Below are 15,617 nucleotides of genomic sequence, written 5' to 3'. Positions count from 1 at the left end.
ATCAGGACATTATCCCTGATCCAATTCTCAACAACATTTAAAAACACTTCTGATGAAACTAATCACTATACTACTACTATTGCTGCCCCTTGGGGAAGTTTTCGCACAGCACCAACATGGTACCAAATCAACCGTACCGACACCTGCTAAAAAACCGCTTTCCGCAAATTCAAAAGGTGGAAGGGTCGAATACCACCTGTATGTGAATGACACATTGGCTAACATCAGTGGCAAAAAAAAGGTCTCAGCGCTCGCCATGAATGGTCAGATCCCGGCACCGACCTTACATTTTACAGAGGGTGACACTGCCGTGATCCATGTGCATAATCTTATGCACCATGAAACTTCAATCCACTGGCATGGCCTTCTTTTGCCCAATAAAGAGGATGGCGTTCCTTATCTGACAACAGCCCCGGTCGAGCCGGGCGGGCAGTACACATTTACCTTTCCCCTTATTCAAAGCGGAACGTTTTGGTACCATTCCCATACCATGCTCCAGGAGCAAAGCGGATTGTATGGTTCAATCGTGATCCAACCTAGAAAGAAAAATTATGAAGTAGACAGGGAGTTTGTTCTTTTGTTGTCGGACTGGACCGATGAGAACCCCCGGCGTGTGCTGAATGCGTTAAAAAGGAATGACCCGGCTAGTGAGTGGTATTCAATTAAAAAAGGGTATGCCCAAAGCCTTGATAAGTTAATACAGCATAAAGGACTGGGCAACAGGCTAAAAAACGGCTGGAAACGTATGCCGCCCATGGACCTGTCAGATGTTTACTATGCCGCATTTCTAGCAAATGGAAAACGCAAAGAAAGTATTCCGGATTTAAAGCCGGGCGATAAAGTCCGGTTACGTGTCATTAACGGCTCGGCTTCAACCTATTTTTATCTGCACGGAGGGGCGGGGAAGCTGGAATTGATTTCATCTGATGGCATCGACGTAAAGCCAATCAAAATAGATCGGTTGCTGATGGGCATCGCTGAAACTTATGATTTTCTGTTGACTGTACCAAAAGATAAAACCATGGAATTCAGGGCAACGGCCCAGGACGTGTCTGGATTTGCTTCTTTATTTCTTGGGAAAGGGGATACGTTATCTGCCGCACCCATTCCCAGGCCAAATGTTTGGAATATGGATGAGATGATGATGAGCATGGCTGTTAATTTCCCGGATAGAATGAACCATTCAGCAATGGGCATGGGTAAAATGGATCATAGCAAAATGAACATGGAACCCTCCCAAAACAAGCAGCCTGCCAGCAAAACTGAAAAAGGGCATGAAGGTATGGACATGGACAAAATGGACCATAGCAAAATGAACATGGAACCTTCCCAAAACAAGCAGCCTGCCAGCAAAACTGAGAAAGGGCACCAGGGTATGGACATGGACAAAATGGACCATAGCAAAATGAACATGGAACCCTCCCAAAACAAGCAGCCTGCCAGCAAAACTGAGAAAGGGCACCAGGGTATGGACATGGACAAAATGGACCATAGCAAAATGAACATGGATGGGATGCAGATGGGTAAGACCGACTCACTGACCATCTTCAATTATGATTTATTAAGTGCAACCCAGAAATCAACCTTTGACAGCTCAAAACCTGTAAGAACTGTCCATTTAAAGTTGACTGGTAGTATGTTCCGTTACGTGTGGTCTATAAATAACAGAGTGCTCTCCCAAGCGGATAAAATCAGTATTAAAAAAGGGGAAATCGTCAGGTTTGAGCTCGAAAACACTACGATGATGAACCACCCTATGCATTTACATGGCCATTATTTTAGGGTACTCAATAAAAACGAGGATTTCTCTCCTTTAAAGCACACCTTGGATGTGCCTCCAATGACAAGCATTACAATCGAGTTCGACGCAACGGAGGAAAAGGACTGGTTTTTTCATTGCCATATACTGTACCATATGATGAGCGGGATGGCCCGCATCGTCGAATATCAGGGAAGTAGCCGTGATACTTCTCTGGCCAGATATCCCCTCAAAAATTTGTTGAAGGAGGATAAGATGTGGTTTTTTTACGGAAGCATTGCAGCTAAATCGCATATGGCAGAAGCGAAGGCCAATTTTATTAATAGAAGCAGCGCCATCAGGTTCGAAGGAAATTATAACTATGGTTCTCAATATGAGGCCAATATCAGTTATGAAAGGTACATTGGAGACTGGCTGCGCCCCTATATTGGCTTTGGTGCTGTAAAACAGCGGTACTACAATATATTCAACGGGGAGCAAACCTTTGAGCAGGATTTTGACTTGCCGGTAATTGGAGTTCGGTATACACTCCCTTTTTTCATCGATGCTGATCTGCGTGTAAATTCCAATGGCCGGGTTCGTTTCGCCCTGGAAGGAGAAGAATGGCTGCTGCCTAAATTGTTTTTCAACTGGCGTATCAACACCGATAAAGAGTACCATCTGGACCTGGAATATATGCTCGGAAAATACATTTCCCTATCGGGTGGCTATGATTCCAGGTACAAACTGGGTGGGGGCTTGTTAGTAAGGTTCTAATAAGGGCGATTTCGTTACCATGTGCCAGGATTTTTCCCATTAGGTTGAAATCCTGGCAGTATACCAAGTTTTACGGGCCGACCAAAGATGTTGCTGCGGTTATTGCCTCTAAGTGCGTTTAAAGTTCCAGTTTTTAGACAAAATCAAATCAATGGAAAATCACCACCACCACGAGCATCATCCCAAAAAGCCAGCAGAAAGCATGCCGTCAATGACTGGATCTTCTCATGGGCACCACGGACCCACTGCGCAGGCTGATGAGCATAGCGACCATGATAAACATGCAGGGCATCACACCGAAGATTTTTTAAAGCGCTTTTGGATTTGTCTGGTCATCACTGTCCCGATCCTTTTGCTATCGCATATGATCCAGCAATGGGCCGGATTTAACTGGACGTTTGCAGGTGATCAATATGTGCTTTTGGCACTAAGTACGATCATTTACTTTTATGGAGGCTGGCCTTTTCTGACAGGCCTTATCAGGGAGCTGAAAAGCAAGAAATTAGGGATGATGACCCTGGTAGCAGTTGCTATTACTACCGCCTATGTGTATAGCGTAGCTGTCGTTTTTGGGCTGGAAGGGATGGATTTCTTTTGGGAGCTTGCTACTCTGATTGACATCATGCTGATCGGGCATTGGCTCGAAATGAAATCGCAAATGGCGGCTTCGCAGGCCTTGGAATCGCTGGTTGCTCTGCTTCCTTCAATGGTCCATGTTGAAAAAGATCATCAGGTAACTGACATCCCATTAAAAGACCTTCGCCGTGATGACATATTGCTTGTCAAACCCGGTGAAAAGGTCCCGGCAGATGGATTGATCCTGGAAGGTAATTCTTATGTGAATGAAAGCATGCTCACCGGGGAAAGCGTGCCCGTCCAAAAGCAGAAAGACGATAAAGTAATTGGCGGAGCAATCAACGGAGATGGTGTTCTGAAAGTCCAGGTTACAGGTGCTGGCAATGAAAGTTACTTACAAAAAGTAATTGACATGGTCAAGACTGCGCAAGGGGCTAAATCAAATACACAGAATTTAGCTGATAAGGTGGCGGGATGGTTAACACTGGTTTCCATTACTGTTGGCGTGGTCACTTTTATTGTTTGGTATACTGGCGGTCAGAATCTTGCATTTGCCCTGGAAAGGATGGTTACCGTTATGGTAACATCCTGCCCGCATGCATTGGGTGTCGCCATTCCCCTGGTGATCGCTATTTCAACCACACTATCTGCAACGCACGGTCTTTTGATCCGCAACCGTACAGCCTTTGAGAATGCCCGTAAATTGACAACCATCATTTTTGATAAAACCGGTACGCTTACGAAAGGCTCTCATGAGGTTCAACAGATCATACCCATTGGAGATCAGTTTTCATCTGATCAGATATTGCAATATGCGGCGGCAATTCAGCAAAACTCCGAACACCATATTGCACATGGGGTCATGCGCAAGCTTAAAGAGAAAGGATTAGAGCTGTGGGCTTCGGCCGACTTCAACTACATGCAGGGAATTGGCGTAACAGGTACAGTAAACAATAAAAAGGTAGTGGCTGCTGGCCCCAATTATTTTATACAGGAAAACAACCCTGTACCTGCTATTCCGGATCAGGTAGACCAGGCGACTGACACTGTAAACTTTATTCTTATCGACGGCAAAACGGTTGGCATAATTACATTTGCGGACACTATCAGGGAGAGCGCAGCACAGGCAGTTGCCGAGCTGAAAAAAATGAATATCAAAACCTTTCTTTTGACCGGTGATAATGAGAAAATTGCGGAAGCGGTCAGTAGAAAGCTGAACATGGATGGGTATCTGGCTAATGTATTGCCCCATCAAAAGCAGGATAAGGTCAAGGAATTTCAAGATAAAGGAGAGATTGTTGCCATGACTGGCGATGGTGTTAATGATGCGCCCGCACTCGCACAAGCGGATGTAGGCATTGCCGTTGGTTCGGGCACCGATGTGGCAGCTGAAACCGCCGATATTATCCTGGTCAACAGCGACCCGATGGATGTAGTACAAATGATCACCTTCGGCAGGGCCACTTATAGAAAAATGGTCCAAAACCTGGCTTGGGCAATCGGTTACAACGTCATAGCAATCCCCTTGGCAGCCGGTGTGCTATATCCCAGTTTTATGTTAAGCCCTGCGATGGGAGCAGTCCTGATGAGTGCATCCACAATCGTGGTTGCCATTAATGCTAAGCTACTTAGGGTAAATTAAATGCTATGGCAATGACAAATCAACAATTTGATGAGCTTATTAAGAGCAGGCTGGAATCTTTCCGGCCTGTTTACCTGCGCAGGGACTGGCTTGAATTAAATGAGCGGCTGGAAAGACGTGCAAATAAAATGCCAAGGCCTTCTTATACAGCCGGACGCACTAAAGGAAAGCCGTCAAGGTAAGATCAGTGGCATTTCTCTGTATGTTAGCTGCATGAAGCGGTTTCTGATGAAGTTGATTTCACAAAACTATGCATATATCATACCTAATTGTGTAAGGAAATCTTGTGTGCTCCAGCTTAGTTTTGTATATATAAATCAAGACAATGGAAGCACTTATTTCAGATAAAGCAAGCATTAAAAAAGCTTCGGATAAATATATAAAGAAAACTTTCCCGGTCCTGGGCATGACTTGTGCTGCCTGTGCGGTAAGTGTGGAAAGCATGCTTAAATCCGCCAAGGGAGTCCACGATGCCGGCGTTAATTATGCCAATCAAACAGCCTGGGCTGAATATGACCAGACCCTTAAGGCTGTTGACTTACAAAATCTAATCCGCTCTGTGGGCTATGATCTGATTGTCGATTCACAGGATCCGCAACAGGAGCAGCATCAGGCCCAGCTCAAACATTACCAGCAGTTAAAAAAGCGCATTTTGTGGGCAGCGCTGCTGTCTGTACCAATTGTAATTATCGGAATGTTTTTCATGGACACAATGCCTTACGGGAATTGGATCATGATGGCCCTGTCAGCGCCGGTTGTATTTTATCTGGGACGAAGCTTTTTTACCAATGCCTTTAAACAAGCTAGGTACAGGAAAGCTAATATGGATACCCTTGTGGCACTAAGCACCGGGATTGCTTTTTTGTTTAGTGCTTTTAATACGATTTACCCGGAATTCTGGCACAATCAAGGTTTGCATGCACACGTCTATTTTGAGGCAGCAGCAGTTGTAATCGCTTTTATCTCCCTGGGAAAACTGTTAGAAGAAAAAGCAAAGTCCAATACTTCGTCGGCGATAAAAAAACTGATTGGCTTGCAGCCTAAAACTGTCAGGGCTATTATTAATGGTGTAGAGCAGGAAATACCAATTGCGGCAGTAAAGCCTGATGATATCTTACTGGTAAAACCTGGTGAAAAAATCCCGGTTGATGGCATTGTAACAGATGGAAGATCATTTGTGGATGAAAGCATGATCAGTGGGGAGCCGGTTCCAGTTGAAAAAATTCAGGGAGAGTCTGTCTTTGCAGGGACAATTAATCAGAAGGGTAGCTTTCAGTTCAAAGCCCAAAAGGTAGGAGGTGATACGATCCTTGCCCAGATCATTAAAATGGTTCAAGAGGCTCAGGGTAGTAAAGCGCCGGTTCAGAAGCTTGTAGATAAGATAGCTGGTATTTTTGTGCCAATCGTGATCGGTATTGCTGTATTGACTTTTCTGACATGGATGCTGTTTGGATCAGAAAACGCTTTTACACATGCACTACTCACCTCTGTCACGGTGCTCGTAATTGCGTGCCCTTGCGCACTTGGGCTCGCAACGCCTACCGCAATCATGGTAGGTATCGGTAAAGGTGCAGAAAATAACATCCTGATTAAAGATGCCGAAAGTCTTGAATTAGGCCATAAAGTGAACGCGGTTATCCTTGATAAAACAGGTACGATTACGGAGGGTAAACCCGTTGTCACAGACATTTCCTGGAATGAAAATAACGAAGATCAAAGGTCATACAAGCAAATCCTGCATGCAATGGAAGGCCAATCTGAGCACCCATTAGCGGAAGCGGTGGTTGCTCATCTCCAAAAAGAAAGTTTCCTGGCCCTGCGTCTGGAAAAATTTGAAAGTATAACTGGTTTGGGAGTCAGCTCATTTTATGATGGAGGCCAATATTTCATTGGCAACCGCAAACTGATGGAGCTAAACACGATCAGCATAAGCAATAAGCTTTCCCATGAAGCAGAAGGATGGCAACAGCAGGCCAAAACAGTAATTTTCTTTGCAGACTCCCGGAAGGTCCTTGCAATCATTGCCATTGCCGATAAAATCAAACCTACTTCCCGCCAGGCCATTGAAACGCTACAAAACCGGGGGATCGACGTTTACATGCTTACCGGTGACAATAAACACACGGCAGCTGCCGTAGCAAAGCAGGTAGGCTTGAATCACTATAAAGCAGATGTGATGCCCTCTGAAAAAGCAGAGTTCGTAAAACAACTGCAAGCAGAAGGAAAAATTGTGGCTATGGTCGGGGACGGGATTAACGACAGTCATGCCCTGGCGCAGGCCGATGTCAGCATTGCCATGGGCAAAGGCTCGGACATTGCCATGGACGTAGCAAAAATGACATTGATTACATCCGATTTGAACATGGTGCCTAAAGCGCTGAAACTTTCAGCAAAAACAGTTAAAACGATCAAACAAAACCTGTTCTGGGCTTTTATATACAACCTGATAGGTATACCTGTTGCTGCGGGGCTGTTATACCCGTTTAATGGCTTTTTACTTGACCCAATGATTGCAGGAGCAGCAATGGCGCTCAGCTCAGTTTCTGTTGTAAGCAATAGTTTAAGGCTAAAAGCGGCAAAACTGTAGTATCTGAATTAGTAGAGTGATTATATAATCTAAAATAAATAACCAATGGAAACTTTAAAATTCAAAACAAATATCAAATGTGGGGGCTGTGTGGCAAAGGTTACGCCTGGTTTAAATGAAACAGCCGGGATCGATCAGTGGGAAGTTGATATCAATAACCCTGAAAAAATCCTTACTGTAACTAGCGACAGTAAGGAAGATCAAATCGTCGCAGCTGTTAAGGATGCCGGTTTTGCGATTGAGAAGATCGACTAATTATCAGTTGCCATCGCGCTGGCATAGTTGTTTTAAAATCATGGGACTGAATACCAGCTAATTTGAGTCTTTAAATTAAACGACAACCCCATGAAACCAACGTACAAAATGCTAGGGCTTGCAGCCCTGATGGCCTTTTCAACTGCATGTTCCGACGACGACGACGACAACAAAATTGAAGTCCAGGCCCATGACAAAAATCAAATGATGACTATCATGCACGATATGATGGATGAAATGCAAACAATGAAAGCCACACAGGACCCAGATATTGATTTTGCTACCATGATGAAAATGCATCACATGGGTGCCATTGATATGGCCAAACTGGAATTAGCATCTGGAAACAACAGTGAAATGAAGGCCAAAGCCCAAGCAATAATCGATGCACAACAAAAAGAAATTGCTCAGCTGGATTCTTTCCTGACCAAGGCTACACCTGCAAATATGAACATGGACTTCCATATGAAAATGATGGAGGGGATGGACCGTATGGGTAAACAATCGGACCTTCAAATCATCAATGGGAACATAGACCAGGACTTTGCCACCTTAATGATCGAGCATCACAAGAGTGCTACTGAAATGGCACAGATGCAATTATTAATGGGTAGAGATGCTGGCTTGAAAGAAATGTCTTCTATGATCATTGAAGAGCAGAACAAAGAAATAGCCGATTTCCAGACTTGGCTGCTGGCTAACAGAAATAATTAACCACCAATTAACCTTAATTCTTATGGCACATCAGCAATTTAAAGAATGTATCGAAGCTTGTGTGGCATGCGCTATCGCTTGCAGCCACTGTGCAACTGAATGTTTGAAAGAAGAGCACGTAGGACATATGGCAAAGTGCATCCAGCTTGATTTAGAGTGCGCCGCTATCTGCCGTAGTGCGGCCGAAGTAATGAGCCTTGGCAGCAGTTTTAGTGCGCACCTATGCCGTGTTTGTGCAGATGCCTGCAATGCTTGTGCAGAAGAATGCGAAAAACATGCAGAAATGGGCATGGATCATTGCCGTGAATGTGCAGAAGCTTGTCGTAACTGTGCTAAGGCTTGTGAAGAAATGGCTACTCCGGTATAAAGGACAGCAATGACTTGCAGGCTACTACAATATTTAGGTATGAACTATCTAAATTGTTAGGGACTTACCATCGATTAAAAATAGGTTGAAAAGCCAAACTGGAACCCGGCAGTTTGCGAGGCCGGGTTCCTTAATAAATCAGTGTGCCGTTCATAACGGTAATTGGCCCTGATGACGGTTTGCGCAGATGGCCGGAAGCTGATGGCCGGAACCAGCGCGTACACATGATCGGCGATCCTTAAACCTAGCTCCTGAAAGTTGCCAACATTGTAATCTGCATATTCCAGGCGCAGGGCAATATTGATCACGCTTTCGGACCAGCCGAGCATTTTGCCTTTTTTTATTGGCTGGACAATATCCAAAAACCCACCTTGCTGGCGGTTGCCAAATTGCTGTATGTAAGTATCCGGCACATCCACATAAGCCCAAACCCATTCCCCGTTCAGGTATGTGTCTTTCAAAATGGTCGAATTAACGTCAACTGCAATAAAATTAAGGTGCCTTTTCTTATCAAGGACAATACCATCATCTTTGAATTTGTTATAGACACCCCCCATCCAGGACAGGCCAATCTCTGCGATATTCCTGTGTTTAATGGCCATTTTAATGGTTTTCAAAGGGACACCATTAAAGCTTTCCTCGAAGCGTTCCGCGTTTGCTTTGCTGGCCGGGAACCACGTACGGTTCTGGTTGTTGTTGATGATTTTATCATCGAAGCCGTTGGAAAGATAGGCCTCATATGCCCAAACCCAGTTCTTTCGGGAATACTTACCGAAAACCCCAAAGCCTACATTGCTCCACGTGCTGGGTATGATGGTCGTCGATGAAACCGGCCGGCTTACGAATTCCCATTTGGGCCCATCATGGTTTTGGTTGAACGAACCGATCGGGTTCATGATCACCCCGCCGCGCAGGTTAAATAGCGGATTGAATTCCAGGTCCAGTGCGGCAAATTCGATATTGATTTCCCGCCCACCTTCCTCAAATTCTATTTCAGTCATAAACTTGATGCGCTGCCGCATGCTGGCAGACATAAACATGGTGAGCCGTGGCAATTGAAAAGAGAGGCCTTCACTTACCCCATTTGTGCTGAAATAGCTGCTATTGGCTTCCAGGTACCCGCCTATTGAAACCGGCAACTTTCCCATCTGCAAGAACGGGCGGTTGTAAACCGCATCCATATTCAGCTTCAACTTACTGGAATCCTGCTTGACGCGGGTAAAGAAAAAGCTGGTATCAGTCTGGCCGTAAAGAAGCTGGCAAAAAAAGACCAGATAAAAGGAGAATAGAAGTTTCTTCATGCCAGTAGGATATATACCGATGTTTCATCACTGCGGACACTGAATTTGCGCAAGTCCTCTTTTGCAGGACCTTTGGTCACTTTTCCGCTGCGGTCGTATTCACTTCCATGTGCAGAGCATGAAAGCGAGTCACCGTGCACACTGACTTCATTGCCTTGATGGCTGCATTTGAGCCAAACTGCTGTGTATTTATCGTTACCATCATCATATACGGCCACAGGAAATTTCAGGTTTTCTACGTTGACGACCACGACCTGGCGGGCTATCTTCTCTCCTGACTTTTTGGTTTGAAAAAACGAATCCTTCGGAAATGAAATGGTTTTGCCTGCTACAGTGCCTTGTACCGAATAGACGCTGGCGCACCCTGTCAGGGAAAAAGTCGCCGTTGATAATCCAAGGCATGAAATACCACACGCTTTAATAAATTGCTTTCTGTCCATTTTACAGAGATTTTAAAAATTTGATAAGATCTGCCTGCTCACCCTGAGCCAGTTTTTTAAAACGGTTCTTGCTCCCTTCCGCTTCCCCACCATGCATGTCAATGGCCTGCTCGATACTCCTTGCCCGGCCATCGTGCATCAAAAAGTACTGGCCGCCCTGGGAGTTGGGCGACAGACCAAGCCCCCACAGGGGCGGCGTCCTCCATTCGGATGTTTTCGCGCTTCCTTCGGTGTAACCATCGTCAAGCCCGCTGCCCATGTCATGCAGCAGCAGATCAGTATAGGGATTAAAAGTTTTATTGGAAAGGGCTGCTATTGGGGAAAGCCCTGTTTTCAGGGTTTGCCGGTGGCATCCCTGGCAACCCAGGTCTATAAACGTCTGCTTTCCTTGCTGTACCTGTGCGTCGCTTTGGTCCCTTTGGATTGGCGCTTTTAAGGTTTGTAAATAAAAGACCACATTGTTAATCGTCAGGTTTGAAATCTCTGGGTCAATTTCAAGGCCTGAGTAGACATCCTTGGGTGCAAAAGCCGAGCTGATACCTATATCCTGGCTGTATGCATTTACAGTCTGGTGAAGCAGGTTATAAGTAGCTGCTTTTTTACCGAAACGATGGATGTATTTGCCATTCTTAGGGATTGCATTGGGCAAGGCATTGATAAATGAAGGTAGGTTACCATAACTGGGCTCTCCCGTTATCCCGTCTTTATCCATGTCAGAGGGATCGGCCATTGCCAAAATATCTTCATCGGAAACCAGCTCAATAAACCCAAGTCCTGTATTGGAAGGGGGCGTGAACCTGGAAAAAGTAGCCCCAGCCGGTATCGACTCAGGTGTATAGCCAGGGATCGCCCTATTTTGTAGCTGTGGCCCACCCAAGTGCAGGAATTTATTGCCGGTCTGGTCAGTTTGGCCAAACCGGGTCAGCGTCGTAAACAATGTCCCTTTGCCGTCACCGGCGTGGCAGCTTCCGCAGCTCGTAGCTACAAAAACAGAACCTAAACCGGTTTCCCTGGTAAATATCTCATCATTGAAAGCCACATCACCTGCTAAAAAGCGGGTCTTTTCCGCAGATGAAAGCCCATCAATCGGACCGTCCAGGATCTGGTCGTCAGCTGGCAGCTTTGGTGTAATCCGCTCACAGGATACGATTAAAATGGCTTCGAGAATGATCGCAAAAATAAGTAACCGTTGATTCATTTAGATTATTCTTAACAAAGTTTTAGATAAGCCTAAACTTTTTATAAAGGTAGTTTAAATTTTTAAAAAGCAAATAATGGGCATAAAAAAACCTCCGGATGTCGCTCGGAGGTTTTCTAGTTGCATTACAGTAAGTTAGATCTCCTTTCTCTGAATTCGGAAGGCATTTAAGATCGCCAGTAGCGCCACGCCAACATCCGCAAAAACAGCTTCCCACAAAGTGGCGATCCCGCCTGCACCCAAAAGCAACACGATTGCCTTCACAGACATGGCAAGGATAATGTTTTGCCAAACAATGGAACGTGTGATCTTACCAGCCCGGATGGCGGAAACAATCCTGGATGGCTGGTCATTCTGGATTACTACATCCGCTGTTTCAATAGTCGCATCAGATCCCAGCCCGCCCATGGCAATGCCTGCATCGGCAAGGGCCACAACGGGGGCATCATTGACTCCGTCCCCGACAAAGGCCAAACGTTTACCGGCATCCTTGAAGGCCTGTACTTTCTCAACCTTGCCTTCCGGCAACAAATCCCCATATGCTTCATCGATGCCCAGTTCTTTGGCAACTTTTTGGGCAACAGCATTCTTGTCGCCAGAGAGCATTACCGTCTTAATGCCCAGGGCATGCATATCCTTGATGGCCTGGGCCGCATCTTCCTTGATTTCATCGGCAATGGTAATGTAGCCAGAATATTTGCCGTCAACAGCTACAACAACGATTGTCTCTTGGATTTGCTTGATTTCCTGGGGGTAGGTAATGGAAAATTTATCCAGCAATTTCAGGTTACCGGCTAGCAGCTCTTTACCTGCAACCTTGCCCTTTAAGCCATGCCCTGCTATCTCTTCGACATCAGTAGGATCTTCTAATTTTTTACCTTGCTGGTAGTCAATGACTGCCCTTGCTACCGGGTGCGTGGATACATTCTCCAAGGATGCGGTCAATCTCAGGAATTCTTCCTTGTCCATATCACTAACAACCTGCTGTACTTTGAATACCCCTTTGGTAAGCGTGCCGGTCTTGTCCATGACAATGGTATCCACCTTGGTCATCACATCCAGAAAGTTAGACCCTTTAAACAAAATCCCGTTACGGGAAGCCAGGCCAATACCACCAAAGTAGCCTAGGGGAATAGAGATTGTCAGCGCGCATGGACAGGAAATAACCAGGAAAACCATCCCGCGGTAAAGCCATTGGTTGAACACATAGTCATCTACAAAGAAGTACGGCAGCACCGTAATAGCCAAGGCCAAAAAGAAAACGATAGGCGTATAAATTTTGGCAAACTTGCTGATAAAAAGCTGCGTCGGTGCTTTTCTGGCCGTAGCATCCTGCACCATTTCCAAGATCCTGGAAAGCTTCGAATCTTTAAAAGCGGTCGTCACTTTGAGCTCGATTGGCCTGTCCAGGTTGATCATTCCGGCAAGGACCGGGCTGCCTTTTTCTTTTGTATCGGGTTTAGACTCGCCTGTTAACGCAGCCGTATTGAAACTGGCCGATTCTGTCAGCAATTCGCTGTCCAGGGCGACTTTCTCACCTGGCTTGACCATGATGATATCGCCAATTACAGCATCAGAGGGGTTAATAACCTTGTTACCCTCGCTTCTCTTGACTGTTACCTTATCGGGACGAACGTCCAGTAGCGCTTTAATGGAGCGTTTCGAGCGGTTAACAGCCAGGTCTTGGAAGAGCTCGCCCAGCTCGTAAAAGATCATCACCGCAACACCTTCGGCAAACTCACCAATATAGAACGCCCCAAGCGTGGCAGTTGTCATTAAGGTAAACTCGTTGAAAAAATCTGCGCGCTTAACCCTTCTGAACGCAATTTGAATTGTTTTGTAGCCTGCCAGCACATAGGCAGCCACCATTAACCCTATCTCGACGGGCTTTGTTACCGGGATTTCGAGCACTTTGCTTACCAGCAAAAAACTAAGCAGGATTACAAGGCTCAGCCATAATGCCCACCGGCTTTTGATCAGGCTCTGGCTACCCCCTTGACCGCTATGATCGTGCCCATCGCCTTCGCTATGGTCGTGGTCATCATCATCTTCCTGATCATGATCTTCCCCTTCTGCATGATCATGGCCTTCGTGTTGCTGCTTTTTTGCTAATTCTGTATCAATTGGCTCCTGCTTTTCAGGCTCGTTGTTTTGGCTTTTTTCCATGATATAGTCCCTTTTAGATTTCTACAATAAAGTTTAATATGGCTAGGCTAATAAGCGTTAGCCCGGTGATGAGCTGCTCATAATGTTCCAGCCAATGGATATTGATGCTTTTAACGCCTTTACTTCCCAGGCTTACCATCAACATCATACCTGACAAGGTCAACACATTGTAAATCAATACAATTGTCAAAACCGCATACCATCCAATGGCCCCCGCGTTTAAGAAATAGGCATTGATCTCAAAGCAGGGTGAGAGAAACATCATCAGCATCAGTGACAACAGTATTCTGCGATGACTGCCATATTTCAATAACTTTTCGTCGATATGGCTATGTGCCTGATGGCGGTAATGCTGCATGATAAACCAGGTCCCCAGAAGCAGTAAAAACAAGGGTACAATCTTGCTTGCGATGACGCTTTGGTTCTCTGAAAGCTGAAAGCCTGCAAAGCTGACCATCAAACCAAAGATGGTCGTACTTAATGTATGCGCCGCCCCGGCCAAAAAGGTTGTATTTAAAACCTGCCGCCTGCTCCACCCCATTGACCTGCCAATGGTCACAAATGGGAGCCAATGGCTGGGGATCAGCGCATGGATTAGGCTAAGTGCAATACTGCCAAGGATGATCTGGTTCATAGGTTAGTGGCCTCCTTCTTCTTCCTCAGAATTTTTAAGTGTTGATAGCAGCGCATAGGCACCTTTAAGCACAATCTTTTGGTCCTCAAATCCCTGTGGGGATTTGATCTGGGTATACCCGTTTTCTGATACGCCCTTGGTCACCTGGACCATCTCAAAAGCCATTCCCTCAGATTGCTCGGAACTACTATCACTGCCAGCAGCTTCCGGGCGCTGTATAAAAACATAGGATGCACCTTCAAAATCAACAATGGCCTGATCAGGGAGCGCAAGCACAGGATTTGCTCCGATCTCGATGACTGCCTTCACAAAGTTCTGTGGCAACAGGCCGGCTTCGTCTTTTTCGAGGTGGCAATGCACACGCACGGTCCGGTCTTCATTGATCTTCTGGTTGATCAGGTAAACTTTTGCCAGGTATTCTTTGCCTGCGTTGTTGCTGACCGTAAAGCGCACCAGCTGTCCTAGCTTGATTTTAGGGATATCCTGCTCAAAAATGGAAAGCTCCACATGCAAGTGGTCGGTGTCAACGATTTCAAACATGACATCGGTCGGGTTGACATATTTACCCAGGTTCACATTCACCGTCGTCACCGATCCGCTGATAGGGGAATGTATCGTGGCGCTATTGACAATAGTTCCTTTCTGTAAGGTAGTCAGGTTGATGCCCGCCGTAACAAGCCTTTCTCTTAACCCCGCCAGCCGTGCTTTCTGGGTCTTTACTTCCGATGTTGCTTGCTGCAATACTTTTTGGGCATTGATATTTTCCTTGCTCAATTCCAGCTGACGGCTGTACTCTTGCTGCGCGTATTCGAGCTTACTTTCCGTTTCCAGGAAGTCTTGCTGGATCTGGATAAAGTCAGGGTTTTCGATTGTGGCCAGCAGTTGGCCTTTCTTGACGCGCATCCCCTGCAAGAGCTCGGTTTTTCTGACAAACCCGCCCAGTGGTGCTGATATGCTTACCAAGTTTTGTGGCGGGATATCGATCACACCATTAGCCGTGACAACATCACTCAAATTGCGGGTACTGGCCGCGCCCAGCTGAATAGCTGCCGTTTCGTACTGCGCTTTTGTGAGCTCAACTACATTACCTTCTTCCCCCTCATGGTGCTCTTCATCCTGATGGGCTGGCTGCTGGCTTTCCTCCTGTTTTTTACCACAGGACCAAATCCCTGTAAGCAGAAACAAGACAATTAATATATTTTTCATCGTATGGATCATTAGT

The 15,617-nt window shown here is 45.8% G+C and carries 12 protein-coding genes; 6 read left to right on the top strand and 6 right to left on the bottom strand.

All coding sequences use genetic code 11. From position 1 onward, the window contains the following. The first annotated feature begins 52 nt into the window (after positions 1-52). From J2Y43_RS33010 to J2Y43_RS32985, 6 genes are all read left to right on the top strand, one after another. On the top strand, positions 53-2,515 hold the full coding sequence (locus J2Y43_RS33010) for a multicopper oxidase domain-containing protein (protein WP_309993560.1): 2,463 nt from the start codon (positions 53-55) through the stop codon (positions 2,513-2,515). A 151-nt stretch (positions 2,516-2,666) separates the two neighbouring features. Next, complete coding sequence (locus tag J2Y43_RS33005; protein ID WP_309993564.1) at positions 2,667-4,733, top strand: copper-translocating P-type ATPase; 2,067 nt, start codon at positions 2,667-2,669, stop codon at positions 4,731-4,733. Positions 4,734-5,058: 325 nt separating this feature from the next. Then, a complete protein-coding gene (locus tag J2Y43_RS33000) occupies positions 5,059-7,320 on the top strand; it encodes a heavy metal translocating P-type ATPase (protein ID WP_309993567.1) in 2,262 nt (753 codons plus the stop codon). Positions 7,321-7,365: 45 nt separating this feature from the next. After that, positions 7,366-7,575, top strand: coding sequence for a cation transporter (locus tag J2Y43_RS32995; RefSeq protein ID WP_309993569.1), 210 nt, complete (start codon positions 7,366-7,368; stop codon positions 7,573-7,575). A gap of 90 nt (positions 7,576-7,665) precedes the next feature. Continuing rightward, positions 7,666-8,289: a DUF305 domain-containing protein gene (locus J2Y43_RS32990; RefSeq protein WP_309993573.1), complete on the top strand. Its 624-nt coding sequence runs from the start codon at positions 7,666-7,668 to the stop codon at positions 8,287-8,289. Positions 8,290-8,311: 22 nt separating this feature from the next. Then, positions 8,312-8,656 (top strand): four-helix bundle copper-binding protein, encoded by a 345-nt coding sequence (locus tag J2Y43_RS32985; protein WP_309993576.1) that lies wholly within the window; start codon positions 8,312-8,314, stop codon positions 8,654-8,656. Positions 8,657-8,730: 74 nt separating this feature from the next. Here the strand turns inward: J2Y43_RS32985 and J2Y43_RS32980 are convergent, their stop codons facing one another. The 6 genes from J2Y43_RS32980 to J2Y43_RS32955 form a co-directional block, all read right to left on the bottom strand. After that, a complete protein-coding gene (locus J2Y43_RS32980; protein WP_309993580.1) occupies positions 8,731-9,957 on the bottom strand; it encodes a hypothetical protein in 1,227 nt (408 codons plus the stop codon). After that, the gene (locus tag J2Y43_RS32975) at positions 9,954-10,397 is read right to left on the bottom strand and encodes a Rieske (2Fe-2S) protein (protein ID WP_309993583.1); all 444 of its coding nucleotides are present in this window, start codon (positions 10,395-10,397) and stop codon (positions 9,954-9,956) included. Before J2Y43_RS32975 ends, J2Y43_RS32980 begins: the two co-directional genes overlap by 4 nt. A 1-nt stretch (position 10,398) precedes the next feature. Continuing rightward, complete coding sequence (locus J2Y43_RS32970; RefSeq protein ID WP_309993585.1) at positions 10,399-11,595, bottom strand: di-heme oxidoredictase family protein; 1,197 nt, start codon at positions 11,593-11,595, stop codon at positions 10,399-10,401. A 135-nt stretch (positions 11,596-11,730) separates the two neighbouring features. Continuing rightward, on the bottom strand, positions 11,731-13,761 hold the full coding sequence (locus tag J2Y43_RS32965) for a heavy metal translocating P-type ATPase (RefSeq protein WP_309993588.1): 2,031 nt from the start codon (positions 13,759-13,761) through the stop codon (positions 11,731-11,733). 13 nt (positions 13,762-13,774) lie between these two features. Continuing rightward, complete coding sequence (locus J2Y43_RS32960; protein ID WP_309993591.1) at positions 13,775-14,395, bottom strand: hypothetical protein; 621 nt, start codon at positions 14,393-14,395, stop codon at positions 13,775-13,777. Positions 14,396-14,398: 3 nt separating this feature from the next. Continuing rightward, positions 14,399-15,601: an efflux RND transporter periplasmic adaptor subunit gene (locus J2Y43_RS32955; protein ID WP_309993594.1), complete on the bottom strand. Its 1,203-nt coding sequence runs from the start codon at positions 15,599-15,601 to the stop codon at positions 14,399-14,401. Positions 15,602-15,617: the final 16 nt, after the last annotated feature.

The organism is Dyadobacter sp. BE31 (assembly GCF_031457695.1).
Classification (GTDB): Bacteria; Bacteroidota; Bacteroidia; order Cytophagales; family Spirosomataceae; genus Dyadobacter.
This window is presented reverse-complemented; position numbering and strand designations above follow the sequence as displayed.

Excerpts from the sequence above, each read along its gene's own strand:
- J2Y43_RS33010 (WP_309993560.1), top strand. The coding sequence starts at position 53 with ATGAAACTAATCACTATACTACTACTATTGCTGCCCCTTGGGGAAGTT.
- J2Y43_RS33005 (WP_309993564.1), top strand. The coding sequence starts at position 2,667 with ATGGAAAATCACCACCACCACGAGCATCATCCCAAAAAGCCAGCAGAA.
- J2Y43_RS33000 (WP_309993567.1), top strand. The coding sequence starts at position 5,059 with ATGGAAGCACTTATTTCAGATAAAGCAAGCATTAAAAAAGCTTCGGAT.
- J2Y43_RS32995 (WP_309993569.1), top strand. The coding sequence starts at position 7,366 with ATGGAAACTTTAAAATTCAAAACAAATATCAAATGTGGGGGCTGTGTG.
- J2Y43_RS32990 (WP_309993573.1), top strand. The coding sequence starts at position 7,666 with ATGAAACCAACGTACAAAATGCTAGGGCTTGCAGCCCTGATGGCCTTT.
- J2Y43_RS32985 (WP_309993576.1), top strand. The coding sequence starts at position 8,312 with ATGGCACATCAGCAATTTAAAGAATGTATCGAAGCTTGTGTGGCATGC.
- J2Y43_RS32980 (WP_309993580.1), bottom strand. The coding sequence starts at position 9,957 with ATGAAGAAACTTCTATTCTCCTTTTATCTGGTCTTTTTTTGCCAGCTT.
- J2Y43_RS32975 (WP_309993583.1), bottom strand. The coding sequence starts at position 10,397 with ATGGACAGAAAGCAATTTATTAAAGCGTGTGGTATTTCATGCCTTGGA.
- J2Y43_RS32970 (WP_309993585.1), bottom strand. The coding sequence starts at position 11,595 with ATGAATCAACGGTTACTTATTTTTGCGATCATTCTCGAAGCCATTTTA.
- J2Y43_RS32965 (WP_309993588.1), bottom strand. The coding sequence starts at position 13,761 with ATGGAAAAAAGCCAAAACAACGAGCCTGAAAAGCAGGAGCCAATTGAT.
- J2Y43_RS32960 (WP_309993591.1), bottom strand. The coding sequence starts at position 14,395 with ATGAACCAGATCATCCTTGGCAGTATTGCACTTAGCCTAATCCATGCG.
- J2Y43_RS32955 (WP_309993594.1), bottom strand. The coding sequence starts at position 15,601 with ATGAAAAATATATTAATTGTCTTGTTTCTGCTTACAGGGATTTGGTCC.